A 23,049-nucleotide genomic window follows, 5' to 3' on the forward strand; every position below is an offset into this window, starting at 1 on the left:
GCCTGGCCTGCAGCGTCCGTCGACTGACTGACATTGCGCATCGCCCACATACGTACGACACCGGGTCAGTCAGGTTGGTCCCCGGCTTCTTGACCCTCCGCGCATTCGGCCAAGGCGTCGCGCAGGGCCGCGCGCGAGGTGATGCCCAACTTGGGGAACACCCGGTACAGGTGGGTGGAGACGGTGCGCGGCGAGAGCACCAGACGGGCGGCGATCTGTGGGTTGGAGAGCCCGGACGCGGCCAGCCGGGCGACCTCCAGCTCCTGCGGGGTGAGGCCAACTCCGGTGTGACCACGAGGCACTCGGGTCATCCCGGTGGCCCGCAGTTCGGCTGTGGCTCGGGCCGTCCACGGCGCCGCTCCGAGTCGCTCGAAGCTCTGGCGGGCGGTGGAGAGCTGGACCCGTGCCTCGCGGCTGTGTCCCAGCCTGCGCAGTCGCTCACCGTAGGCCAGGTTCACCCGGGCCACCTCGAACGGCCACTGGTCGATGCCCGCCAAGGCCAGCGCCTCCTCGAACAGCGCAGGCGCGTCCTCTGGAGCCGACGTCATCGCCGTCATCGCGGCGGTCAGGAGCGCGAAGCGCGGTGAGATACGGCTCACCTGCGCGTCCCGCATGGCGGCAGCATGCCGCAGCGCATCCTCGGCCCGACCGGAGTAGAGCGCTGCCTCGGTCAGGTCCAGGGCACTCCAGAGCGCCTCGATGCTGAACGGCGACAGCACACCCGGCACAGTGATCGCCGAGGCATGGACGAAGGCGCTTTCGAAGTCGGACGAGCCGAGCGCCGCGCGAGCGAGCGCATGGTGCGCCCAGTGCTCCAGACGACCCAGACCGCGGCTCGCCGCCCAGTCCAAGAGCGCCGTGCAGTGCGCTTGGCACGCGTGCGAGTCACCGCGGTGGGCAGCGATGAGGCCGGCGATGTAGTCGCCGACATGGCCGAAAATGTGATGCCCCGTCTCGTGGCCGACCTCGCGGATCTCGTCGGCGGTGGTCTGCGAATCGTCCCAATGACCGGCGTAGAGGTCGGCGAGCGCACTCATGATCATTACGGGTAGGGCCCCGCCCAGAGTTCCGGTGTCCCGCGCGTCGGCGACCACCCGGGCGAGGGGCTTGCGCCAGCAGGCGAGGCGATCCAGATTGGAGGCGGCCAACGCGATCCGGTTGATCACGTCGGCATCGGTCACCTCGTCGAGTTGCGCCAGCCCCTCATCGAGATCCCGCAGCAGCGCATCCGGTATGGAACCCGGGTCTTCCAGGATCCGGACCAGGGAGATGGGCGAGCTGGCGGGAACATCCGGCAGCGTCGCCACGAGTTTGCGTAACGGCACCCAGTAGTCCGCGCGCCCGGAGTACTGACAGACGAGCGTGAGAGTGAGCAGGGGCGGTGTGAGCTCGTCGAGGTTCGGGCAGGAATCGACGGTATTCCGTTCGATCGCGTCGACCAGCAGTCGGTGAGCCGTCACGACATCGCCGTCCATCAGGCACAGCCACCCCGCAGCGGCAGCAGCAGGTAGAGAACGGTCAGTCGGTGTCTTGGCGCGCAGCTCAGCCATGATCTGATGAGACAACGCGAGGTGCCCGGCCACGGACGCGCCGATGTAGGCGGCGTGCGCGAGGCGACGGCTACCGGCGACACGGTCGGAGCTCAACGCGGCAGCGCGCCGGAGTCTGGCCACGGCGCCCAGGACATCGCCGCGACGCATGCTGCTGTGGGCGCTGTCCTCGACGATCTGGGCGATCGACTCGTCCGGCGCCGCAGTCGTCATCGACAGGTGATCCGCGCGGCGCTCGGGCTGATCGACCAGCGCGTCGGCCAGCCGCTGGTGAGCCGACCGCCGCTGGTCGAGGGTGGCAGCCTCCACCACAGCGGACCTGACCAGAGGATGCCGGAAACGCAGCGTGCGCGCGTCCGCCGCGGCGATGATCAGGTCGTCCCGCTCTGCGGCGTCGAACCCGTCGAGTCCTTCGGGACCGCTGGCGGCTTCCAGCACCCAGATGTCTCCGGAACCTTCCAGGGCGGCAAGCAGAAGCAGTTCACGGGTACGCGACGGGAGCCGCGCGACACGAGCGGCGTACAGGGCACGGACGTCCCGGGCGGGTCCGGTGCCGGGCAACGGATCATCGGTGCCGGCGAAGGCGCCGAACTCCAGCAACGCCAACGGATTACCCTGCGCCTGCTGTGCCACCGCATGCAGGGCGCGGGGAGCGAGGCGGGTGAACTGGTCGGACAGCAGCCGGAGCGCGTCCGTCTCACCGAGCGGCAGGATCTCCCGCTCCGGAAGACCGATGCCCGACGACCCTGTGGTTCCGGTGCGGACGGCCGCCAGCACCCCGATGCGACGACCACCGGCCCTGCGGGCGACGAAGCCGATCACTGACCGGCTCGCCCGGTCCAGCACATGCAGATCATCGACGACCAGCAACAGAGGCTGCTCCCGGGCAGCCTCGCCGAACAGCGAGAGAGCCGCGTGCAGGACGGTCATCTCGGCCGGCGCAGGCCCGGTGCCGAAACCGAGCGCGACCTCGAGCGCCGAACGCATCGGTGGCGGCAGAGACGCGAGCTCTGCGGTGAGTGGACCGACGAGCTGGTGTAGGCCGGAGAAGCTGATCTCCGTCTCGTACTCGACACCGCTGCCTCGGAATACCCGCATCCCCTGGGCGGCAGCGAGCTCGGCAGTGGCGTCCAGAAGCGCTGTCTTGCCGACACCGGGCTCGCCGGTAAGAAGCAGAGCAGCACCGTTCCCGGCAACGTCATCGAGGAAACTCGTGAGAAGGACCAACTCGTCGGTACGCCCCACCAGCCCGGCCGTCATCTCCGTTCACCTCGCATCCGGCCCACCGCTTCGTCATGGCCGTGCCGAGCGATCGAACGAGCAGCCGTGAAAGTTTCGCTGATCTTCCCATGTTTGCGTGGTCAACAGCGAGTAGCGGATAAGTGACCAGTCACTCATGCTCGCTCACCCGCCTCCCGGGGCATGGGTTCACAGCGGGCCCTTCAGGGACCCGAATCGTGAACCTGTGGATTGCCGGCGGCCCGGTCTTCTGCGGTGTGGTTCGGGGTCATCGGGCTCGTCTTCGTCGTCGGCGGCCGGGTTCGGCTGGCACGGTTGCTGTACTTCGCTGCCGTACTGCTGGCATCAGACGAGGCGCTGAATGCGAACCTTGGGGGCGCTCGTTTCTGAGGTGGCCTTGCTTGTGCTGGCGGACCTGCTCGTCCCAGACCTCCTGGTCGTAGTCAGGGCTGGGCGGAACCCACCTGTGCGAGCCGTCGCTGTAGTGGAACTTCTCGTCGCCTGGTCGCAGGATGCTCATTGGGTCCAGCCGAGGAAGCGGTGGTGCAGGTGGCCGGCGGGGACGTGGGCGAGGTACTGGGCGGCGTTGACGAGTTGGGCGGCCAGGTAGAGGGCCAGCGACACGGGGGCGCCGTCGTATTCGGCTCGCAGCTCGCGCCGCCGCGTCTGACAGGGCCAGTCGGCACCGCAGCCGCCGCAGGTCCAGGCCGGTGTGACCGGGAGGTGCGTTGTCATCGCCGCCCGTCCTGGCTCGGCCAGTGTCCGCGGTTGATCGGGATGGGATGACGGCTTCGGCACGGTAGGTCGCTTCCGCAGCGACAGATGCGCCGCCAGTGCTGCCATGACCACAGGGGGCGGTGCCGACGTGCGAGGGTGAGCGCGACCGCCCACACGTACTCGTCGTAGGAGACGCGCCGCCGGCTGTTGTCCTGCCTCTGGTGGTGCCTGGTATCCGGCACGGCACCTGCGGTCGCATCAGTTGCATCGTTCGGTCTGGTCACCATCCCTCCCGCCGACGCTTGCGGTCCCGTGGGCACCCGGTCAACCGTGTCCGGAGACAGGGCACCCACGGCAGGACGACCCGGCCGCCAAGCTGGGTAGCCCCACGAGCAACTTAGAACGCAATGTGCGCAGGGTCAACAGCTACGACACATAGCGTTGTAAGTCGAGCGTGAGGTGTGGTCTGCTTGCACCAGCCGCCAAGCTGGGAGCACCACCTATGTCTGAAGCTGCCTACCTACAGGTCGCCCGAGATGTCCGCGAGCAGGTCAGCTCCGGCCAGTTGAAGCCGGGCGACAAGCTGCCCTCGTTCGCCGCCCTCTGCGAGCACTACAAGGTCAGCAACACCGTGATCCGGGCCGCCATGCTGGTGCTCAAGGCCGAAGGGCTGATCGACGGCCGGCAGGGCAAGGGCGTCTACGTCTCCGACCCGCTGCCCCGATAAACCCGCTCGCCAACCCAGGCGCGACACCTCGCTTACAAGCTCTGTGCGCTGCGTCCAGCGGCGTCTACCCCCGTCCGTGGCCTCGGGCGTCCGTCCAGGCACCGCTGTCGTCGGCTCGCATGGTTCGGGTTCGTTGCTGTCGCCGGCCTCAAGACACACGGTTTAGGAAGGGGTAGCGCATGACCGTGGGCGGGTGGTCTACCAGGGCGACGTGACAGCGCCTGGGCGCAGTCATTCCAGGACTGAGTGCAAGAGCCCGGCTAGCCCTATCCCGACGGTGACTCCTGCTGCCGGATCGGCCAAGCTGCCTATCCCGATGCCGACACCAGTGGATACGGCGATGATCACCACCCAGCGAAGCGGCAGCGGGCTCGGGGCCTTTTTCGAGGGCTCACCGCTCGCTGCTTCGGAGTGACGTCGTACCCTGGGCATGGTTCGGATCCTCGTTTCCGGTCGACGCGCTGTGGACTAAGCGATTGTTCGAGCTGATGGCCTCCGGGGATGCGACCCCCGGAGGCCCGCTCATTTCTGACGCGACGACTACGCCGAACGACTGGAGACGTCGGACTAGTCACGTCACGGAGTCACTGCTGCCGCCGCACCATCTGCAGGATTCGGCCTGTCTCGCTGACTACCCAAAAGGTCCATCCGTTCCGATTGGGATGAACTGTCGGGTTGAGCGTCCTTACAACTGCGGAGGCTGCGCCGCTTGGTGACCTGTAGCGCTTGCCAGCGAGAGGCCCCGAGGTGACCTCGAGAACCTCCGAGGCTGGGTCGAAGAGGCCCTCCACCCGGGAACCCTCGTACGCTGCGTGGACTCGAAGTCGCTCGTCTCCTGGACTTTCGGCGCTGGGCCGTCCGGAACTTTGGAACTCATCCAGTAGGCGCTCGATCACCTCCCCGTCGGAGATCCGCCACGCCCGCCCTAGGAGGGTGACCCGATCGGCCGATCGCGATGACACGCTGATCTCAGGCACAGTCCTCATCCTCACATAAGCTCTCAGGTGAGAATGCTGCGGCATGGGGACGGTCGATGTCAAGCGAAGAAGCTCGGGTAGCGGAGCCAGCCGTGGATCATGGGGTGCTCTGCCTGATTACCGAACGGATAGATCTCGCTGGTGTCTCGACGGCCGACAGCGCATGATGACCAGTCGTGGGCTACAACGTGACCTTGACCTTCGACTCGATGCATGACATGTCGCTGTGGTTGAGCTTCGATGAGCGGCGGTTCCTTCAAGGGGGCGCCGGCGTCCATCGGCTGACCATGGCGTTGAAGATCGACGCTAGGGGCACCTTGCCCGCAGGTACCCCCATCGCGCTGGGCGGAGCTGCCTGGCTCACGGCAGGTAGCCGTGAATACCTGGGCCAATGGGCAACGGAAAGCCCGGTCACGGTCTACGACCAACCATCCTCGGAGACACTTGTGCTGGCGCTGACCGATGACCAGGTCGCGATCATCGAGCAGCGGCGCGCAAAGAATGGCGGCGGGTTCAGCATCGAGCTTGACATCAATGCCCTGCTGACCTCAGGCATGCCAGCGAGATCATTCGAATCGCCGCGTCGAGCATCGTGGGGGCCGCGTCGAGCGGCTGCGCCCGAGCCCGTCATCACCGGCTGGCCGAAGGCGCATTCCAGCCACGGCGTGTACTTCACTCCGGCTCAGTGGTCAGAGATGCTGGCGGGGGTCAACGCCTACGCATCACTCACAGTGGTTGCGCCCCTGCCCGCCCTCGACCCGGATGCTAGTGCCGTCGCCACCCACCTCAGAGAGGCAGTACGTCTGGTAGCCAACGGCGACGCGGCGCAAGGCGTCACTGAGGCGCGGCGCGCGATCGAAGCTCTCGATGCTGTCTTCGGCACTCCAGACCGAGGCAAGAGGGTAATAAGGGACATCGCCGAAATCAACCCGGAGGCCCGCACGCTCTCCGAGCGGGTGGCCCTGCTGGAACACGCTCTCTTCTCACTCGCAAGCCCGGCCGCACATGCCGACACGAACGCCACCACGTTCCAGTGGAATCGTGAACGAGCCAAGCTCGTCGTGGCCAGCGTGGCTGCGCTCGCCGCGTGCCGTAGTGACATCAACCAGTGAAACTTCGCTGCTGTACAAGCCCGGAGCACAGCAAAAGCGGCCCCGTAGAGGGCCGCTGAGCTGGAACGGAGTGGGCCGCCAGGGACTCGAACCCTGAACCTATGGATTAAAAGTCCACAGCTCTGCCATTGAGCTAGCGGCCCGCGCGCTCAGGTTACCGGACGGTTCCCGCCGACGGCTCTCGGCTTCCGGTCGACCGTCGATGCCTGTGGCTGGCCGGCGCTCACCCGCACCCTAGATCGTCACCGGATCGGCGATGTGGCGGCGTCCAGCGTGCGGGAGGCCCCCATGTCGGGGATATGGAGTGGATCAAGCAGTTGGGTGTCGCCCGTGCATGGCTGGGGGGCGGCTGGGGAACTGGGACGCCATGAGGTCGAGCAGCGCGCCGGCGGTGGCCGCGTCCGGGGAGGAGGTCGGGCCGGACGGCGTACGGCAGCCGGGCGGCGAGGTGCACGCCTGGCTGCCCGGCCAGAACCAGACCGTCTGTGGCCTGGCCCTCAGTCGCACCCGGCTGCGTCGCTTCCCGCATGTGCGCTTCGACTACTCGGGCACCGACGTGCTCACCGAGGCTGACGCGGTGGGTTGGATCTGCCCGCGCTGCCTGGCGGCCACGGCTGGCCGGCGTGGCAAGGAGAAGCACGGCTGGGTCCGGAACTCCCCTCGACCTTGATCGACTCGACTTCCCGGAAACCGGGGTATCCGAGGGGCCGGGACACCCCGGGTTCCAGGAAACCGAGTCGATCAAGGCGCCGCGCGCCCCCGCAGGCCGCGCGCCCCCGCAGGCCGCGCGCCCCCGCAGGCCGCGCGCCCCCGCAGGCCGCGCGCCCCCGCAGGCCGCGCGCCCCCGCAGGCCGCGCTGGGGGGCGGTTGAGCTGCTGCTGGACGGGTACGGGGTCGGACATGCGGATCGTGGTGGTGGGGGCGAGCGGCAACGTCGGTACGGCGGTGCTGCGTCGGCTGCGCCGGGAACGGGGCGTGGAGTTGGCCGGGGTGGTTCGGCGGCTGCCCGGCCCTGATGCTGGTACGCCGTACGACCAGGTGGAGTGGCACTCGTGCGACATCGGCGCGCCGGGCGCGGTGGGGCAGTTGACCGAGGTGTTCGCTGGCGCGGACGCGGTGGTGCACCTGGCGTGGCAGATCCAACCCAGTCACGACCAGCGGGTGTTGCGCCGGACCAACGTTGACGGCAGTCGGGCGGTTTTCGAGGCGGTGATCCGGGCCGGTGTGCCAGCTCTGGTGTACGCCTCGTCGGTCGGCACCTACGCCCCGGGCCCGAAGGATCACCCGATCAGCGAGCGCTGGCCGGCCACCGGGGTGCCCGGCTCGTCGTACAGCGAGCACAAGGCGGAGGTCGAGGCGCTGCTGGACGGGGTCGAGCGGGAGCACCCGACGCTGCGGGTGGTCCGGCTGCGACCCGGGTTGATCTTCCAGAGGGACGCCGGTACGGAGATCACCCGCTACTTCCTCGGCCCGTTGGCGCCGGTGCGGCTGCTGCGCTTCGGCCGGATCCCGCTGGTGCCCACCAACCGCCGGCTGCGGATGCAGGCGGTGCATGCCGATGATGTGGCTGACGCGTACACCAGGGCGGTTATGGGTGATGCGCGCGGAGCCTTCAATGTCGCCGCGGACCCGGTGCTGACTCCGGAGCTGGTGGCCCGGCACTTCCACGGCTGGACGGTGCCGGTCGCCGCGCCGGTGTTGCGGGTGGCGGCGGCGCTGACCTGGCGGGCGCGGCTGCAACCGGTCGACGCGGGCTGGGTGGAGTTGGGCCTGAACGCGCCGCTGATGTCCAGCGAGCGCGCGGAAACCGAGCTGGGCTGGCAGCCCAGGATCGACGCGCTCACGGCGCTCAAGGAACTGCTCCTGGGGATGGCCGGAGGCGACCACACGGGCAGCCCGCCGCTGTCCGGAGCGCACACCCTGCCCGGCCGCCCCGCCGGCCTCCTGCACGCCCGCCCCGCCGGCCACGGAAACCCCTACTGACCCTGGTGATCCTCACCCGGGCCGGCTCAGGCGGGCGAGGTCGGTCAGGTCAGTTTCGCGTTCGTCAGGGTGGGGTTTCGGGCGCCCAGGAAGAAGATGCCGGGGTAGCCGCGAGTCTCGAACTTGCCGCTGGGGTTGCGGCGCAGGGTCGAGTTTTCGATCTTCATCGTGCCGGTGCGGTTGTTGCTGACGAAGAAGACCGCGCCGCCGCCCTCGTTGGCTTTGTTGTTCTCGATGATGGTGCCGGCGATCCGCACGGTGAACTCGTTGCCGTCGCAGTAGATCGCGCCGCCGCTGCCGCCGCCGGGCGTACCGGACTTGGCCGGGTTGGCGCCGTTGCCGATGGCCTTGTTGTCTCTGAGCAGGCTGTTCAGCACCACCCATGACACCCCGATGCTGCTCAGCGCCCCTCCGTTCGAGCAGGAACCGCCGCCGAAGGTGCTGCTCACGACGTACACCGGCTTGTTGTCGTACTGGCTGAGCACCCGGATGGCCGCGCCGCCCAGGTCGGGGCCGGTGCGGTCGCAGCGGTTGTCGACGAACCGCGAGTTGACGACCTTCAACCGCCCGCCGCGTACGAAGATGGCCCCGCCACCGCCGCCCTCGGCCTTGTCGCCGGTGGAGTTGCCGTCGGCGAAGGTCAGGTTCTGCACGGTGAGCTGCGGGTGGTCCTGGTTCTGGCAGTGCGAGGTGGTCCAGCCCTGGGCGCTGTCGCAGGTGTTCATGTAGAGGATGCGGCGCTGCCCCTGGCCGCTCAACGTGACTCTGCCGCCGCCGTCGAGCACGACCTTCGGCCCATTGGCGTTGCGGACCTTGGCGGTGGCGGCCATCTTGATCGTCACCGGGGCGGGCCCACAGTCGAAGGTGATGACGCCGCCGGCCGCGACGGCCTTCACCACCGCCGCGGAGGTGCAGCTCGCCGGAGTGCCCGTGCCGATGGTCCGGGTCGGCTTCGAGGTGTCCACCGCGCGTGCCTCCGCTGGCACGGTGGCGTTGCCGTTCGGGTTGCCCGCCGCGAGGGCCTTTCCGGCCGCCGGGGCGGTCGGCTTCGGGCTCGCGCTGGCACCCGGGCCGCCGAGGCCGTCGCGGCCCGCCGGCGCGACGTCCTGGTCGCCGGTCACCAGGCCCGACGTGTCGGGCTGCGAGGCCGACGGCTGCGCGGCGCCCAGTGCCGGGTCGTTGGACGCGCAGGCGGGCAGGGTCGCGGCGGCGACACCGAGGACGAGCAGAGCGGCAAGCGACGTCAGGCGCACCCCGTGATGCTAGGAGCCGCGACGGCGTCCGGACGAATCCGCCATGCCGTCTTAACCAGCTGCTAAAAGTCGGCGAAGAGGTACGGCACCCGACGCGGGAAGATGCCGCGCAGCTCGGCGGCGGCGTCCGCCGGTACGTCGCCCAGCCCGCGCAACGGCAGCTCGGCGGGGTCCAGCACCCCGTACGCCAAGGCGGAGAGCCCGGCGGCGGTGAGGGTGGCCGTGGGCACCTGCCCGGAGGTGTCGGCGGTCAGCTCCAACGCGCCGGTCGTACCGTCCAGCAGGTGGCTGCCGGCCAGCCACCGGTCCCCGGTCAGCTCGATCCGGACCCGGCCCGGGCCGGCGGGCAGCCCGCTGAGCGCGTCCAGGGTCAGCAGCCGGGCCATCGGGGCGGACGCGCCCGGCCGGCCCGCCCGCGCCTCGACGTGCACGTCCAGGTCGGTCAGCCACAGCTCCGGCAACTCGTCGGGCGGGACCTGGACGGTGACCCGGTCGACCTGATCGACGTGCCGGGCGAGGAACTGCAGCAGCAGCGCCCGCGCGAGCGGGTCGGTGAACAGCAGCTCGTTGCCGACGAGTGTGCCGCCGTGGCCGTCGATCCGGTACGTGAGCGCGCCGGTGACCTCGCCGTCCACCCGGGCCGTGAGCAGCCAGTACTCGTCCCGGTCGCGCAGGCCGACGTCCCGGTAGTCCGGGAAGATCGAAAAGCCGTGCCGTTCCGCCAGGCAGCGCTCGGTGAACGCGCGCCACGCGGGATAGCCGGCGCGGATCCGCTCCCAGCCCACCTCGCCGGGCAGTTCGGCGCGGACCAGCGACCCCAGATCCGCCGGGGTGAACGTGACCGTGCGCGGCTTGGGCAGCCCGGTGTAGCCGAACCGGGCGTAGAAGCTGGGCCGGAACGGGTAGAGCGCGCTGAGCACGTGCCCCTCGTCGCGCATCTCGTCGAGGAGTTGGTGCAGCAGCCCCCGCACGTGCCCCCGCCGGCGGGCCAGCGGATGGGTGGCCACACCGGCGACGCCGGCCATCGGCAGCACCGCCCCGCGCAGGTTCTGCCGCATCCCGATGACCGAGGCGGCGGCCAGCGTCTCGCCGTCCTCCTCGACCACCAGCGTCGCGTTGCCCTGGTGGTAGGGCAGGTAGTCGCGGAACTCCTCGACCCGGGCGGCACCGAGCGGCGACGACTCGAAGGCGTACGCGGCCAGCGGGAAGCTGGTGGTGAGACGTTCGTCGGCGGTCACCCGTCGGATGGTCATCCGCCCATCCCAACCGGTGCCGGCATCCGCCGCAACCCGATTGGGCGCAGGTCAGCGGGTCGTGACGTCGGAGACCACTACCGTGACGTTGTCCGGGGCGCCGGCGTGGTGGGCGAGCTTCACCAACTGCTCGCCACACTGCTGGCGGTCGACGTACATGCCCAGCGTCGCCGCGATCGCCTCGTCCTCGACGTAGTCGGAGAGCCCGTCGCTGCACAGCAGCAGCCGGTCGCCGGGAACGACGGTGAGCACGCCGACCGCTGGTGGGGTGTCGGCACCCTGCACGGCCCGGGTCACCAGGGACCGCTGCGGATGGTGCCGAGCCTGCTCAGGGGAGAGCGTGCCCTGGTCGACGAGCGCCTGGACGAAGGTGTCGTCCCGGGTGAGCTGGGTCAGCTCCCCTTCGCGCAGCAGGTAACAGCGGGAGTCGCCGACCTGGGCCAGCACCAGCGTGTCGCCGGCCAGCAGCGCCGCGGTGAGCGTGGTGCCCATCCCCTCCCGGGCCGGGTCGACGGTGATGGCGGCGTGGATGCGCTGGTTGGCGGTGCTGACCACGGCACGCAGGGCGTCGGCGGCCCCGTCGGGGTCGGTGGGCGGGGCCAGCTCGTCCAGGATCCGGATCACGATCTCGCTCGCCACCTCACCCGCGGGCAGCCCGCCCATGCCGTCGGCGACGGCGATCAGGCGGTCACCGGCGAGGGCGGAGTCCTCGTTGTTGGTGCGAACCAGACCGATGTCGTTGAGGATGACCGAGCGGAGGATCAGCGTCATGGGGTCAAGCTTGCCAAGAACACCCCGCCTTCGTCTCTACGCACTACTGCGTAGGGTTGAGAAATGATGCCGGTGTCCATGGTTGGGCGCGTTGGCGAGCTCGCCGAGCTCGACCGGGCCTGGTCCGCCGTGGCGTCGCTGCGCCGCTCGGCGCCGACCGTCGCGGTGCTCACCGGCGTGGCGGGGGTGGGCAAGAGTCTGCTGGTCGCGGCCGCCGTGGACGCCTTCACCCCACGTCCCGCGCTGATCCTCTCCGGCGCCGCCCGGGTGCACGGCCCGGCCCCGTACGACTGGTTGGCGGCGGTGCTCACCGGTCGGGACACCAGCCGGCTCGGCCTGCCGTCGGACGCGCTGGCCTGGCTGGCCCAGCAGCCCACCGCACCCCGCGAGCGGTACGCGCCGGGCACCCTGCTGCGCCTCGCCGTGCGGACCGTCCAGTTGCTGGTCGGCGCCGGCCCGGCCGTGCTGGTCGTGGACGACCTCCACGCGCTCGACCCGGCCAGCGTCAATCTGGTCGGTGAGCTGGCCACCGTGGCCGACCTGCCGGCTCTGCTGGTGGTGGCGAGCCGACCGCCGGCCGACGCGGTGGCACCGGAGCTCACCCGCCGCGCGCTCGCCCGGCTCAGCGGCGTCCGCGGCGCCGTCCGCCAGCACCTCGGCCCGCTGCGCCCGGCCGAGGTCGCCGAGGTCCTGACCCAGGTGTACGCGGACAGCAACCCTTCGCGTCGGCTGGTCGCCTCGGTGTGGCGGTGCACCGGCGGCAACCCCTACGCGCTGACCGAGCTGCTGGCGGCGCACGCGGGGGAGGGGCCGGACGCGCTGCTCCGGCGGCTGCCCGGCCCGCGCCAGGCGGCAGCACCGGTCGATCCGGCGTCGGCGCTCGCCCCGCTCGCGCCGGTCGACGTGCCGTCCGACGTGCCGTTCGACGTGCCGCTCGACCCGGAGTTGACCGCCCGGGAGGTCGAGGTGCTGGGCTGCCTGGTCGCCGGCATGTCCAACAAGCAGGTCGCGAAGGCGCTCGGCATCTCGGTACGCACGGTCACCGTGCACGTGTCCAACCTGCTGCGCAAGACCGGCTCGGTGTCGCGTACCGAGGTGGCGCTCTGGGCGGTCCGACGCCGGCTGCCGGTGCCGACCCCGGTCGACGGCTGAGCCACCCTCGGCCGGTCTCGCGTCGGGCGGCCTTGGGCTCAGCGGCGCGGGTAGCGCAGCAGCAGGCTCGCGGCGACCTCCTCGTCGCCGACGGCCGTGTAGCTGTGTGGCACGTCGGAGACCCAGCGGAGGTGCCCGCCGGCCGGCACGGTCAGCGGCGCCTCGGCCGGGCCGGCGCGCAGCACGCCGGCGAAGACTGTGACGTGTTCGGTGACCCCCGGCTGGTGCGCGGGGGAGAGCTGCCCCGGGCCGGGCGCGACGCGCATCCGGTACAGCTCGTAGGTGGCGTCGGTGTCGGTGAACACCTCCAGCAGGGTGGCGGTGACCGCGGTGCCGTGCACGGTGGCTGCGGCGGCCGGCTCGGCCAGCACGGCGGTCAGCGGCACCCCGAGCTGTGCGGTGACCGCCCAGAGCGTCTCCAGGGTCGGGTTGCGGGTGCCGTGCTCCAGGCCGGAGAGGGTGGCCTTTCCGATGCCGGCGAGGCGGGCCAGTGTGGACAGCGAGATGCCCCGCTCCTCGCGCAGGGCACGGACCCGCCGGCCGACGATGGCGGGATCCACGTCGAGGCCCGGACGGCGGGCTGGTGGTGGGTGCGGCATCCGGCTATCGTGCTACACGCTGTCGTTCCGTAAACGGAACAGGAGGGGTGGGATGGCCGGTCGGGCTCAACCGTTGCTGGCCGGCGGGGTGGCTGCGCTGGTCGGCTTCGCCAGCTCGTTCACCGTCGTGCTGGCCGGGTTCCGCGCGGTGGGCGCGTCGGACGCGCAGGCGGCCTCCGGCCTGCTGGCCCTCTGCGTGGCGTGCGGGCTCGCTGCCGCCTGGCTGGGCTGGCGGCACCGGATACCGATGAGCGTGGCGTGGTCGACCCCGGGCGCGGCGCTGCTGGTGGCGACGGGGCCGCCGCCGGGCGGGTGGCCGGTCGCGGTGGGCGCGTTCCTCGTCGCCGGCCTGCTGATCGTCGCGGCCGGGTTGTTTCCGCCCCTCGGCCGGGCGGTTGCCGCCATCCCCAAGCCGGTGGCCGGCGCGATGCTCGCCGGTGTGCTGCTGCCGCTCTGCACCGCTCCGTTCCGCGCGCTGGTCGAGCTGCCCACGGTGGCCGGCCCGGTGGTGGTCGGCTGGCTGCTGCTGCACCGGTTCGCCCGCCGCTGGGCGGTGCCGGGCGCGCTGCTGGTGGCGGTGGCGGCGATCGCGCTGACCGCACCGCCGGCCGGTCTGACCGGGGTCACGCTCATCCCGTCGGTAACCCTCACCGCGCCGGCCTGGAACGCGTCCGCGCTGGTCGGGCTCGCCCTCCCGCTGTTCCTGGTCACCATGGCCGCGCAGAACGTACCCGGCATGGCGGTGCTGGTCGGCTACGGCTACCGACCGCCGTTCGGCGCCGCGCTGCGGGCCACCGGGCTGGCCAGCCTGCTGGCCGCACCGGCCGGCGGGCACGGCGTGAACCTCGCGGCGATCACGGCCGCGCTCGCCGCCGCCCCCGACGCGCATCCGGACCCCGAGCGCCGGTGGATCGCCTCGGTCACCGCCGGCATCGGGTTGGCCCTGCTCGGGCTGGGCGCCGGCGTGGCCACCGCGCTGGTCGCGGTCGCCCCGCCGATCCTCATCGAGGCGGTCGCCGGGCTGGCCCTGCTCGGCGCGCTCGGCACCGCGCTCGCCTCGGCGGTGGCCTCGGCGGTGGCCGAGCCAGCGACGCGGGAGGCCGCCGTGGTCACCTTCGTGGTGACCGCCTCCGGGGTGACGCTGATCGGCGTGGGCGGCGCGTTCTGGGGCCTGGTCGCCGGCTGCCTGATGCTGCTGCTCTTCCACCGCCGCCGCCCCGCCGAGCCCACCTCGCCCACTGCGCCCGAGTCCGCCGCGCCCGCCGCGCCCAGCGAGCCTGCCGCTCCCACCGAGCCCGCCGCGACTGCGGCCCCGGAGAGATCCACACGAGATCGGCGAAGTGGGGCTGTCCCCGTCAACCGGACACCGCAACACCACTGATCCACTCCGGATCGCCGACATGGCGGTATCCAAGCTCCGAGACACCCCCACATCGCCGACATGGAGTCGATCACCGGCCCGGCTCGGCGCGGCGCGGCTCGGCCCGGGCCCGGCGCGGCGCGGCTCGGCCCGGCGCGGCGCGGCGCGGCGCGGCCCGGCGCGGCCCGGCTCGGCTCGGCGGGGGCCTGCGGGGGGTGGTGGGCTACTCCTCGGGCGGGAGGTCGGCCACGCCGACCGTGAGGCGTACCCGGCCGTCCGCGACGGTGGCGATCCGGTCGGCCGGGACGTACACGGCGCCGACCTGGGTCGACTCCGTGGAGACCTTCAGGTAACCGCTGTGCAGCAGTCGCGCCGCCAGGTCGGCCGGAACGTCCGGCTCCTCCACGGCGGTCGCCTCGATCAACTCGTTCAGGCTGCCGCCCGGGTCGGCGGGCGTGCCGTGGGGGTCGGTGGTCGGCGACTGCACGGTCACCGCGTTCGGGTCACCCCGCTGGACGAGGTCCACGGTGCCGACCTCGGTGCCGGCGACGTCGATCACCGGCATTCCGGTGGTGATCCGCGAGATGGTCGCCTGCTGCTCGTCCTGCTGGTCCATCTCTTCGCGGTTCCCGGCGTGATACGCCGCTAAACGCCGTCGCCGCCCCCGCCGCCCGGCCGGCCGGCCCGGCAGCCCGCAGCGGCTGTCCGACCGGCAGTGGCTGTCTGACCGGCAGTGGCTGTCTGACCGGCAGTGGCTGCCCGACCGGCAGCGGGGGCACGAGGGGCCGATCGGTCCGTAGAGCGTGATGTCTCTGCGACATAAATATGTCGCAGAGACATCACTGCCGAACGCGGTACCGCCTCCGGAGCCTGGAGCAGCCGTGGCGGTGCCGTTCAGTTGTTCGGGAGGGTCCAGCCGCCGGGCGGACGCGGGGACAACTCCCGCCAGGTGTCCGGGCCGTCGAGCAGCGCCCGGACAGTCTCCTCGGCCTCGTCCGCACTGCCGTACTCGTAGAACTTGGAGATGCCCTCGGCGCCGCCGGCCCGCTGCTCGACGTGCCACCGGTCGGCGTCCACCCGCAGGAAGACGTCCCGCCGGGCCAGCCGCCCCCATTTCCCGTTCCACCAGTGCTTTCGCTGCTCCATGGCGGGACTCTATCGAACACACGTACGAGAAGATGCGGCCCCTGCGGGATTCCCGCAGGGGCCGATGTGCATCCGTTCGCGGTCAGCGCGGCGCCGGCGGCTCGGTGCGGCGGCCCAGCACGTCGTCCAGTGCCCCGCGCTGCTGGCCCGGCGTGGTGTGGCCGGCGGAGACCAGCGCGTCCCGAATCTCGGTGAGCAGCTTGACCTCCTCGCTCGGCGCGGCCGGCGGCGGCTCCTCGCCGCGCTTGCGCCGCTCGGCGAGCCGGTTCATCGGGTAGACGACCAGGAAGTAGAGGGCCGCTGCGGTGAGCAGGAAGGTGATCACCGCGTTGACGAAGCTGATCCAGTCGAACGCGACGCCGCGGATCGTCCAGGCGGCACCCTCGAGGCCGTTGTCCTTGCCGGTGATCAACAGCACGAACAGCGCGATCAACGGCTTGAGGAACGCGTTGGTCAGCGACGTGACCACTGTCGTGAACGCGGCGCCGATGACGACACCGACCGCCAGGTCGACGACGTTGCCGCGCATGATGAAGTCTTTGAAGCCCTTGAGCATCCGTACTCCTGAGGTGTCCCGGTTTTCTGTCGCCGACAACCTATGCCCCTGCGGCGGGCTCCAGAAAAGCGCCGGCTTCGATCGCTGCCCGGCCCGGATCGCCGGCCCGGATCGCGTCGACCAGCCGGGTGTGGTCGACGTAACGCTCGGGGGTGAGGGCGTCCCCCATCGCCTGGGCGACGGTGCTGCGCAAGGCGGTGCCGACCGAGGCGTACAGCTCGGCGAGCATGGCGTTGTGCGCGGCGGCGACCACCACGGTGTGCAGGGCCGCGTCGGCCTCGACGAACGCGTCGACCCGGCCGCCGCGCCAGGCCGCCTCGCGTTCGGCGAGCGCGCCGTCGAGCGCCGCCAGGTCGGCTGGGGTACGCCGCAGCGCGGCGAGCCGGGCGGCCTCCACCTCGAAGGCGCGTCGCACCTCGATGACCTCGGTCATCCGGTCGTCGCCGAGTTGGCGGGCCACCACCGGCGCCAGTTCGTCGGTGGACACCACGTACGTGCCGGAGCCCTGCCGGCATTCCAACACCCCGGCGTGCTGGAGGGCGCGGACGGCCTCGCGGATCGTGTTGCGCCCGACGCCCAGCGCGGCGACCAACTGTGGCTCGGTGGGGATGCGACCGCCCACCGGCCACTCGCCGCCCAGGATCCGGGACCGGAGCTGCTCGATGGTCTGACGGACCCGGTGCCCGCGAGGCGGCACCGGTGGCGCTGCGGGGGAATCGACTGAGGGTGGCACTGGTTACATCACCGGTCCCGAATTCATCCCATGATTGTAGGTTAGAGGTCATGACCCCGCCACCTACCGCCGCTCCGGCGCTGCCCGCCCCCGTCGCCGTCGATCCCCCCAAGACGGGCGACACCCGCGCGGGCCGCCGGATCCACCCGGCGACCGGGGGCGCGCTCGTCCTGGTCGGGATGCTCTTGGTGGCGGTCAACCTGCGCGCCGCAGTCACCAGCCTCGGCGCCCTGCTCGACGAGATCCGCGACGGGCTGGGGCTGACCGGGGTCACCGCCGGCCTGGTCACCACCCTGCCGACCATCGCGTTCGCCGGCCTCGGCGCGCTCACCCCGTGGCTGGTCCGCCGGGTGGCGCCGGCCCGGGTGCTGGTCGTCGCCATGTTCGCCCTGGCCGCCGGTCAGGTGCTGCGGGTCCTCACCGACTCGACTTGGGTCTTCGTCCTCACCAGCGCGCTGGCGCTGTCCGGAATCGCGGTGGCGAACATCCTGCTGCCGATGCTGGTCAAGCAGCACTTCCCGCACCGCACCGGCCTGGTCACCGGGGCGTACACGATGGCGCTGACCGTGGGCACGACGGTGGCCGCGGCGACCGCGGTGCCGATCGCGCACGCCTTCGGGTCGTGGCGGGCCGGGCTGGGAATCTGGGCCGCGCTCGCCGCGGTGGCCGTACTCCCGTGGGTGCCGCTGGCGCTGCGAGCCCGAGCGAGCGCGCGGCGGGCGACCCCGACGGCGACCCCCACCGTGCCGTCCCGGATCCGGCCGGCGCGGACCCGGCTGGGCTGGGCGATGGCCATCTACTTCGGGGCACAGTCACTGAGCGGGTACGCGATCATGGGCTGGCTGGCCCAGCTGTTCCGGGACGCCGGCTACCAGCCGGAGTCGGCCGGGCTGCTGCTCGCCGGGGTGACCGCGCTCGGCGTGCCGATCGCGCTGCTGATGCCCACCGTGGCCGGCCGGCTGGCCACCCTGCGCCCGCTGGTGCTCGGGCTGACCGCCGCGTCGACGCTGGGCTACCTCGGGCTGGCGGTCGCCCCGCACGGCGCCGCGCTGCTCTGGGTGGCCCTGCTGGCGATCGGCCAGGGGGCGTTCCCGCTGATCCTGACCGCCATCGGCCTGCGCTCCCGCACCGCCGAGGGCACCGTCGCGCTCTCCGCGTTCGCGCAGAGCACCGGGTACGTGATCGCCGCCCTCGGCCCGCTGATGGTCGGCATCCTCTACGAGGTCACCGGCGGCTGGACGGCGCCGATCGGGTTCCTGCTGGGCGCCCTCGCCGTGCAGACGGCAGCGGGCATGGCGATCGCCCGTCCCCGCTACGTCGAGGACGAGTGAGCAGCGGCAGCGGTCAGGAGGAGGCGGGCGTCGGTTCGCCGGCGACTGCCTCATCCACCGTCGGGTAGGTGTGCAGCACCTCGACCAGCCCGCTCACCTCGAGGATGCGCAGCACACCCCGCTGGGGTGCGGCCAGCCGCACCACGCCACCGGCCTCGTCGCAGCTGTTCTTGGCGCGAACGAAGACCGACAGACCGGTCGAGTCGCAGAACGAGACATCCGCCAGGTCGAACACCAGCCGGCTACGGCCCTTGTCGAGCAGGTCGGTGATCTGGTCCTGCAACTGCGGTGCGGTTGCCATGTCCAGTTCGCCCGCGACCGACACGACGACCACGTCGCCGCGTTGTTCCGTGTGCACTGTCAAGGACATACGCCAGAACCTCCTGTTATCGGGGGAACGGTATCCCACGACCGGGGTCGTACGCAGATCGGGAGCCAGGATCCGGTGGCCGTCATCATTCCGTTGCTACGCAGCAAGTAGCTTGACGGCCCCCGGTGATAGAGTCCGGCCGGTCCAGGTCAAGGGGGTTTCGCAATGGCGTTGAACGCCGAGGAAAGTGGTCGGCTCGCCGCGCTGCTCGGCGGGCACGCCGAGCGGGTCACGCAGCGGTGGACCGAGATCATTGCCGGTTCGCTGCGCGGTCGGCTGAGTCAGGCCGAGCTGCGCCGGCAGGTGCAGGATCTGCACCACGCCATCGTCACCACCGGTGAGCAGGGCGCCATCGACCTGTCCGCCGACAACACTGCCGAACTGCGCGCCGCGCTCTCCGAGCTGTCCCATGGCAGGGCCCGGCAGGGGTTCTCCGCCACCGAGACCGCGATCAGCGTCTTCGCGCTCAAGGACGTGCTGGCCCGGCTCATCGAGGAGGCCGGCGGCGACGACAAGTTGCGCGACTACGTCGCCTTCTCCGGGCTGGTCGACGAGATGGGCCTGTTCACCTTCGAGAGCTTCGTCCGCACCCGGGAGAGCCTGATCGCCGATCAGGCCGAGCAGTTGCTCGAACTCTCCACGCCGGTGGTCAAGCTCTGGGAGGGCGTGGTCGCCGTCCCGCTGGTCGGCACCCTGGACTCCGCCCGCGCCCAGGTGGTGATGGAGCGCCTGTTGCAGACCCTGGTCGACACGGGCTCCCCGTACGCGATCATCGACATCACCGGCGTCCCGGCGGTGGACACCCAGGTCGCCCAGCACATCCTGAAGACCGTGGTGGCCGCCCGCCTGATGGGCGCCGACTGCATCATCTCCGGCATCCGCCCGCAGATCGCGCAGACCATTGTCGCCCTCGGCATCGAGTTCGGGGACATCGCCACCAAGGCGAGCCTCGCCGACGCGCTGCGCCACGTGCTGCGGCTCAACGGGGTGGAGACCGCCCGCCGTCAGTCACGCCGGGACGCCTGATGGAACGCGTGCCGATCCTCAAGATCGGCGACATCCTGCTGGTCTCCATCCAGCTCGACATGTCCGACCAGACGGCGGTCCAGCTCCAGGAGGATCTCGCCGAGCGGATCGTGGCCACCGGCTGCCACGGCGTCATCATCGACATCACCGCGCTGGACATCGTCGACTCCTTCGTCGGGCGGATGCTCTCCACCATCGCGTCGATCTCCAAGGTGCTCGACGCGGAGACGGTGGTGGTCGGGATGCGCCCAGCCGTCGCCATCACCCTGGTCGAGCTGGGGCTGTCGTTGAACGGCATCCGTACCGCTCTGAACGTCGAGCGGGGCATGGAGCTGATCGCGGCGACTCGCGGCGATGAGCTAGACGACCAGCTTGACGACGACCCGGACGCCGAGACGGCCCGGCTGTGACCGCGGGCATCGACGTGGGCCACCCGCAGGCGCAGTCGATCCAGGGCGATGAGGACGTGGTCCGCGTCCGACAGTTGGTCCGCGCCGTGGCGGTGGCGGTCAAGCTGTCCCTGGTCGACCAGACCAAGGTGGTCACCGCGGCGAGCGAGCTGGCCCGCAACACCCTGGTGTACGGCGGTGGTGGCTCCGTCGAGGTGACCATCGTGGACAACGGCCGACGTAAGGGCGTACGGATCGTCTTCGCCGACTCCGGGCCCGGCATCGCCGATCTCGACCTGGCCTTGACCGACGGCTACACCACTGGCGGCGGCCTCGGCCTCGGGCTCAGCGGGTCTCGACGGCTGGTTGACGATTTCGAGATCGAGACGTCTCCGGAAACCGGCACGCGCATCACGGTCACCAAGTGGTCCCGGTGAACGGGGACCCGATCACCGACAGCGGCCTCTGGTTCCGGGTGGAGGCCAGCAGCACGGCCAGCGCCGTACGCCGTGCCGCCGAACGCCTGGGCGCACAGCTGGAGATGGCTCCGGCGCGCATCGCCGACCTGGCCATCGTCGCGGCCGAGCTGACCAGCAACCTCGTCAAGCACGCCGACGAGGGCACCCTGCTGCTCCGGCCGGTGCGCCGTGCCGGAGAGGCCGGCGTGGAGTTGGTGGCCATCGACTCCGGGCCCGGCATGGCCGACCTGACCGTCTCGTCCCGGGACGGGCACTCCACCACCGGCACGCTCGGCATCGGCCTCGGCGCCATCGTCCGGCAGGCCAGCTGGTTCGACGCGTACTCCCTGCCGGGTCGGGGCACCGTCCTCGCCGTGCAGGTCTGGCCGGCGGCGCCGGCCCGACCGTCCTGGGCCGGCGCTCTCACCCGGCCGCTGACCGGCGAGACGGTCAGTGGCGACGGGTACGCCGTCCGGGTCGCCGACGGGCGGCATCAGGTGCTGGTCAGCGACGGCCTCGGGCACGGTCCGCTGGCCGCGGCCGCGACCGAGGCGGCGCTCGCCGCGTTCCGTGACGCGCCGGCCAGTCCACCCGCGGCGGTGGTCAGCCACCTGCACCAATCCATGTCGTACACCCGAGGCGCGGCGCTGGCGGTGGCTGAGTTGGTGCCCGAGGAGGGCGTGCTGCACTACGCCGGCCTGGGCAACATCGCCGGGATGGTCGTCGAGGGCAACGGTCAGCGTCGTGGGCTGGTGTCGCTGCCCGGTATCGCCGGGCACCAACGCCCCACGGTCCGGGGCTACGACTATCCGTTCGGTCCCGGCGCGCTGCTGGTGATGCACAGCGACGGCGTGGTCGACCGCTGGCGGATGACCGACTACCCCGATATCGCCGAACGGTCCCCGCTCGTGGTGGCGGCGACCCTGCTGCGCGACGCCGGAGTACGCCGTGACGACGCCTGCGTTCTGGTCGCGAGGTCCTGGACATGAGCGGGGCGTCGGCCGGGCTGCCGCTGTTGCAGATGACGCTGCGGGTCGAGCAGGACATCTTCGTGATCCGTCAGCGGGGCCGGGAGGTCGCCGCGGTGGTGGGTCTGGAACACCAGGACCAGGTCCGGATCGCCACCGCGCTCAGCGAGGTCGCCCGGGACCTGCTCCGCGCGTGCGGTGGCGCGGACGTGTCCTTCGACATCGACGCCGGCGCCGACGGCCGGTTCCACCTGCGCGCCGACCTCGCCCCGGTGACCCCCCTGCCCGACGGCAGATACGAGCCGCAGTCCGGTGCGGTGTCCCGACTGGTCGACAGACTGAGCGCGGCGACCGTCGAGGGGGTTACGGTCGTGAGGATGTCCCGACGAGTCCCGGCCAACGCGCCGACGCCGACCCCGGAGCGCCTCGCCGAGTTCCGTGCTGAACTCGGTCTGAGCGCGCCGAGTAGCGCGCTGGACGAGCTGACCGTGCAGAACGGGCAGCTCATCGCGGCTCTCGACGAGGTACGCAGCCAGCGCGACGAGCTGGCCGTCCTGAACGACGAGCTGGCGGAGACCAACCGCGGCGTGCTGGCGCTCTACAACCAGCTCACCGAGGAGCTGGAGGAGACCAACCGGGGAGTCGTCGCCCTCTATGCCGAGCTGGACGAGAAGTCGGCCCAGCTGCGCGCGGCGAGCGAGTCGAAGAGCCGGTTCCTGGCGAACGTGAGCCATGAGCTGCGCGCCCCGGTCACCGCGATCATCGGGTTGGGGCGGCTGCTCTCCGACTCCGCCTCCGACCCGCTCACCGCCGAGCAGGCCCGTCAGGTCGGTCTGATCCGTTCCTCGGCGGCCGACCTGCTCGGGCTGGTCAACGAGCTGCTGGATCTGGCCAAGGCGGAGTCCGGCCGGATCGAGCCCGATTGGGCGGACATCGATCTGCGCCCGGTCTTCGGTCAACTGCGCGGTACTCTGCGCGCGCTGGCCACCAGGCCAGAGGTCGAGTTGGTGGTGGAGGAGCCGGTCGCGCCAGCCGTCCTGCGTACCGACGAGGTGCTGCTCGGCCAGGTGCTGCGCAACCTGCTGCACAACGGGCTGAAGTTCACCGAGCGCGGCGAGGTGCGGCTGCGCGCCCAGCGGCGTGACGACCGGTGGATCTTCGAGGTCAGCGACACCGGCCCGGGCATCGCCCCCGAGCTGCACGATCGGATCTTCGAGGAGTTCTACCAGGTGCCGGGCGCCACCCGGGTCGGCGGCACCGGCCTCGGCCTGCCGTACGCCCGGCGGTTGGCGACCCTGCTCGGGGGGACGCTTGAGCTGACCAGCGAACCGGGCCGGGGCAGCACCTTCACGGTTTCGCTCCCCACCGGCGGAGTGTGA

Annotated in this window: 23 protein-coding genes and 1 tRNA gene; 12 read left to right on the forward strand and 12 right to left on the reverse strand. The window is 71.2% G+C overall.

Features of this window, described 5'->3' with window-relative positions; all coding sequences use genetic code 11:
* Positions 1-65 precede the first annotated feature (65 nt).
* Positions 66-2,810, reverse strand: coding sequence for an AAA family ATPase (locus ABZ808_RS11060; RefSeq protein WP_357003722.1), 2,745 nt, complete (start codon positions 2,808-2,810; stop codon positions 66-68).
* Positions 2,811-3,305: 495 nt separating this feature from the next.
* Positions 3,306-3,524: a flavin reductase gene (locus ABZ808_RS11065; RefSeq protein WP_357003725.1), complete on the reverse strand. Its 219-nt coding sequence runs from the start codon at positions 3,522-3,524 to the stop codon at positions 3,306-3,308.
* 484 nt (positions 3,525-4,008) lie between these two features.
* On the opposite strand from ABZ808_RS11065, the gene ABZ808_RS11070 reads away from it, so the two are divergent.
* The gene (locus ABZ808_RS11070; RefSeq protein ID WP_357003728.1) at positions 4,009-4,233 is read left to right on the forward strand and encodes a winged helix-turn-helix domain-containing protein; all 225 of its coding nucleotides are present in this window, start codon (positions 4,009-4,011) and stop codon (positions 4,231-4,233) included.
* 1,153 nt (positions 4,234-5,386) lie between these two features.
* The gene (locus ABZ808_RS11075; protein ID WP_357003731.1) at positions 5,387-6,322 is read left to right on the forward strand and encodes a hypothetical protein; all 936 of its coding nucleotides are present in this window, start codon (positions 5,387-5,389) and stop codon (positions 6,320-6,322) included.
* 71 nt (positions 6,323-6,393) lie between these two features.
* Here ABZ808_RS11075 and ABZ808_RS11080 read toward each other — a convergent pair.
* Positions 6,394-6,465 (reverse strand) — tRNA-Lys (locus tag ABZ808_RS11080).
* A gap of 224 nt (positions 6,466-6,689) precedes the next feature.
* Here ABZ808_RS11080 and ABZ808_RS11085 point away from each other — a divergent pair.
* Together ABZ808_RS11085 and ABZ808_RS11090 are read left to right on the forward strand one after the other, a co-directional pair.
* Positions 6,690-6,992: a hypothetical protein gene (locus ABZ808_RS11085; RefSeq protein WP_357003734.1), complete on the forward strand. Its 303-nt coding sequence runs from the start codon at positions 6,690-6,692 to the stop codon at positions 6,990-6,992.
* A gap of 230 nt (positions 6,993-7,222) precedes the next feature.
* Positions 7,223-8,305 (forward strand): NAD-dependent epimerase/dehydratase family protein, encoded by a 1,083-nt coding sequence (locus tag ABZ808_RS11090; RefSeq protein ID WP_357003737.1) that lies wholly within the window; start codon positions 7,223-7,225, stop codon positions 8,303-8,305.
* 44 nt (positions 8,306-8,349) lie between these two features.
* Here the strand turns inward: ABZ808_RS11090 and ABZ808_RS11095 are convergent, their stop codons facing one another.
* The 3 genes from ABZ808_RS11095 to ABZ808_RS11105 all read right to left on the reverse strand — a co-directional run bounded on the left by ABZ808_RS11095 (position 8,350) and on the right by ABZ808_RS11105 (position 11,582).
* The gene (locus ABZ808_RS11095; RefSeq protein WP_357003740.1) at positions 8,350-9,558 is read right to left on the reverse strand and encodes a hypothetical protein; all 1,209 of its coding nucleotides are present in this window, start codon (positions 9,556-9,558) and stop codon (positions 8,350-8,352) included.
* A gap of 62 nt (positions 9,559-9,620) precedes the next feature.
* Entirely contained in the window at positions 9,621-10,811 is a 1,191-nt protein-coding gene (locus ABZ808_RS11100; protein ID WP_357003744.1) for a GNAT family N-acetyltransferase, read from the reverse strand.
* Positions 10,812-10,862: 51 nt separating this feature from the next.
* The gene (locus ABZ808_RS11105) at positions 10,863-11,582 is read right to left on the reverse strand and encodes a protein phosphatase 2C domain-containing protein (RefSeq protein WP_357003747.1); all 720 of its coding nucleotides are present in this window, start codon (positions 11,580-11,582) and stop codon (positions 10,863-10,865) included.
* Positions 11,583-11,660: 78 nt separating this feature from the next.
* Here ABZ808_RS11105 and ABZ808_RS11110 point away from each other — a divergent pair, with 78 nt between their 5' ends.
* Complete coding sequence (locus ABZ808_RS11110; RefSeq protein ID WP_357003750.1) at positions 11,661-12,734, forward strand: LuxR C-terminal-related transcriptional regulator; 1,074 nt, start codon at positions 11,661-11,663, stop codon at positions 12,732-12,734.
* 38 nt (positions 12,735-12,772) lie between these two features.
* Here the strand turns inward: ABZ808_RS11110 and ABZ808_RS11115 are convergent, their stop codons facing one another.
* Positions 12,773-13,333 carry an XRE family transcriptional regulator gene (locus tag ABZ808_RS11115; protein WP_357003753.1) on the reverse strand — a complete coding sequence of 187 codons (561 nt, stop codon included), beginning with the start codon at positions 13,331-13,333 and terminating at the stop codon, positions 12,773-12,775.
* A gap of 52 nt (positions 13,334-13,385) precedes the next feature.
* Here ABZ808_RS11115 and ABZ808_RS11120 point away from each other — a divergent pair, with 52 nt between their 5' ends.
* On the forward strand, positions 13,386-14,714 hold the full coding sequence (locus ABZ808_RS11120; RefSeq protein WP_357003756.1) for a benzoate/H(+) symporter BenE family transporter: 1,329 nt from the start codon (positions 13,386-13,388) through the stop codon (positions 14,712-14,714).
* Positions 14,715-14,916: 202 nt separating this feature from the next.
* On the opposite strand, the gene ABZ808_RS11125 is transcribed toward ABZ808_RS11120, so the two are convergent.
* The 4 genes from ABZ808_RS11125 to ABZ808_RS11140 all read right to left on the reverse strand — a co-directional run bounded on the left by ABZ808_RS11125 (position 14,917) and on the right by ABZ808_RS11140 (position 17,128).
* Positions 14,917-15,309, reverse strand: a complete 393-nt coding sequence (locus tag ABZ808_RS11125) for a hypothetical protein (protein WP_357003759.1) — start codon at positions 15,307-15,309, stop codon at positions 14,917-14,919.
* Between the two features lie 278 nt (positions 15,310-15,587).
* Positions 15,588-15,839: a hypothetical protein gene (locus tag ABZ808_RS11130; RefSeq protein ID WP_357003762.1), complete on the reverse strand. Its 252-nt coding sequence runs from the start codon at positions 15,837-15,839 to the stop codon at positions 15,588-15,590.
* Between the two features lie 82 nt (positions 15,840-15,921).
* Positions 15,922-16,395, reverse strand: coding sequence for a large conductance mechanosensitive channel protein MscL (mscL, locus tag ABZ808_RS11135; protein ID WP_357003765.1), 474 nt, complete (start codon positions 16,393-16,395; stop codon positions 15,922-15,924).
* 40 nt (positions 16,396-16,435) lie between these two features.
* Positions 16,436-17,128 (reverse strand): FadR/GntR family transcriptional regulator, encoded by a 693-nt coding sequence (locus ABZ808_RS11140; RefSeq protein ID WP_357003767.1) that lies wholly within the window; start codon positions 17,126-17,128, stop codon positions 16,436-16,438.
* A gap of 50 nt (positions 17,129-17,178) precedes the next feature.
* On the opposite strand from ABZ808_RS11140, the gene ABZ808_RS11145 reads away from it, so the two are divergent.
* On the forward strand, positions 17,179-18,459 hold the full coding sequence (locus ABZ808_RS11145; RefSeq protein WP_357003771.1) for an MFS transporter: 1,281 nt from the start codon (positions 17,179-17,181) through the stop codon (positions 18,457-18,459).
* Between the two features lie 13 nt (positions 18,460-18,472).
* Here ABZ808_RS11145 and ABZ808_RS11150 read toward each other — a convergent pair whose 3' ends face one another.
* A complete protein-coding gene (locus ABZ808_RS11150; RefSeq protein ID WP_088951054.1) occupies positions 18,473-18,829 on the reverse strand; it encodes an STAS domain-containing protein in 357 nt (118 codons plus the stop codon).
* A 165-nt stretch (positions 18,830-18,994) separates the two neighbouring features.
* On the opposite strand from ABZ808_RS11150, the gene ABZ808_RS11155 reads away from it, so the two are divergent.
* Genes ABZ808_RS11155 through ABZ808_RS11175 form a run of 5 tightly spaced genes read left to right on the forward strand, consistent with a single transcriptional unit; the run spans position 18,995 to position 23,049 of the window.
* Positions 18,995-19,855 (forward strand): STAS domain-containing protein, encoded by an 861-nt coding sequence (locus ABZ808_RS11155; RefSeq protein ID WP_357003774.1) that lies wholly within the window; start codon positions 18,995-18,997, stop codon positions 19,853-19,855.
* A complete protein-coding gene (locus tag ABZ808_RS11160; protein ID WP_357003777.1) occupies positions 19,855-20,265 on the forward strand; it encodes an STAS domain-containing protein in 411 nt (136 codons plus the stop codon). The genes ABZ808_RS11155 and ABZ808_RS11160 overlap by 1 nt, the downstream gene beginning before the upstream one ends.
* On the forward strand, positions 20,262-20,681 hold the full coding sequence (locus ABZ808_RS11165; protein WP_357003780.1) for an anti-sigma regulatory factor: 420 nt from the start codon (positions 20,262-20,264) through the stop codon (positions 20,679-20,681). The genes ABZ808_RS11160 and ABZ808_RS11165 overlap by 4 nt, the downstream gene beginning before the upstream one ends.
* Positions 20,678-21,691 (forward strand): SpoIIE family protein phosphatase, encoded by a 1,014-nt coding sequence (locus tag ABZ808_RS11170; RefSeq protein ID WP_357003783.1) that lies wholly within the window; start codon positions 20,678-20,680, stop codon positions 21,689-21,691. The genes ABZ808_RS11165 and ABZ808_RS11170 overlap by 4 nt, the downstream gene beginning before the upstream one ends.
* A complete protein-coding gene (locus ABZ808_RS11175) occupies positions 21,688-23,049 on the forward strand; it encodes an ATP-binding protein (protein WP_357003786.1) in 1,362 nt (453 codons plus the stop codon). Before ABZ808_RS11170 ends, ABZ808_RS11175 begins: the two co-directional genes overlap by 4 nt.

Source organism: Micromonospora sp. NPDC047527, assembly GCF_040643015.1.
In the GTDB taxonomy this organism is placed as follows: Bacteria; Actinomycetota; Actinomycetes; order Mycobacteriales; family Micromonosporaceae; genus Micromonospora.

Coding starts and splice junctions, on each gene's coding strand:
- ABZ808_RS11060 (WP_357003722.1), bottom strand. CDS start 2,810: ATGACGGCCGGGCTGGTGGGGCGTACCGACGAGTTGGTCCTTCTCACG.
- ABZ808_RS11065 (WP_357003725.1), bottom strand. CDS start 3,524: ATGACAACGCACCTCCCGGTCACACCGGCCTGGACCTGCGGCGGCTGC.
- ABZ808_RS11070 (WP_357003728.1), top strand. CDS start 4,009: ATGTCTGAAGCTGCCTACCTACAGGTCGCCCGAGATGTCCGCGAGCAG.
- ABZ808_RS11085 (WP_357003734.1), top strand. CDS start 6,690: ATGAGGTCGAGCAGCGCGCCGGCGGTGGCCGCGTCCGGGGAGGAGGTC.
- ABZ808_RS11090 (WP_357003737.1), top strand. CDS start 7,223: ATGCGGATCGTGGTGGTGGGGGCGAGCGGCAACGTCGGTACGGCGGTG.
- ABZ808_RS11100 (WP_357003744.1), bottom strand. CDS start 10,811: ATGACCATCCGACGGGTGACCGCCGACGAACGTCTCACCACCAGCTTC.
- ABZ808_RS11105 (WP_357003747.1), bottom strand. CDS start 11,582: ATGACGCTGATCCTCCGCTCGGTCATCCTCAACGACATCGGTCTGGTT.
- ABZ808_RS11110 (WP_357003750.1), top strand. CDS start 11,661: ATGGTTGGGCGCGTTGGCGAGCTCGCCGAGCTCGACCGGGCCTGGTCC.
- ABZ808_RS11115 (WP_357003753.1), bottom strand. CDS start 13,333: ATGCCGCACCCACCACCAGCCCGCCGTCCGGGCCTCGACGTGGATCCC.
- ABZ808_RS11120 (WP_357003756.1), top strand. CDS start 13,386: ATGGCCGGTCGGGCTCAACCGTTGCTGGCCGGCGGGGTGGCTGCGCTG.
- ABZ808_RS11125 (WP_357003759.1), bottom strand. CDS start 15,309: ATGGACCAGCAGGACGAGCAGCAGGCGACCATCTCGCGGATCACCACC.
- ABZ808_RS11130 (WP_357003762.1), bottom strand. CDS start 15,839: ATGGAGCAGCGAAAGCACTGGTGGAACGGGAAATGGGGGCGGCTGGCC.
- mscL (WP_357003765.1), bottom strand. CDS start 16,395: ATGCTCAAGGGCTTCAAAGACTTCATCATGCGCGGCAACGTCGTCGAC.
- ABZ808_RS11145 (WP_357003771.1), top strand. CDS start 17,179: ATGACCCCGCCACCTACCGCCGCTCCGGCGCTGCCCGCCCCCGTCGCC.
- ABZ808_RS11150 (WP_088951054.1), bottom strand. CDS start 18,829: ATGTCCTTGACAGTGCACACGGAACAACGCGGCGACGTGGTCGTCGTG.
- ABZ808_RS11155 (WP_357003774.1), top strand. CDS start 18,995: ATGGCGTTGAACGCCGAGGAAAGTGGTCGGCTCGCCGCGCTGCTCGGC.
- ABZ808_RS11160 (WP_357003777.1), top strand. CDS start 19,855: ATGGAACGCGTGCCGATCCTCAAGATCGGCGACATCCTGCTGGTCTCC.
- ABZ808_RS11175 (WP_357003786.1), top strand. CDS start 21,688: ATGAGCGGGGCGTCGGCCGGGCTGCCGCTGTTGCAGATGACGCTGCGG.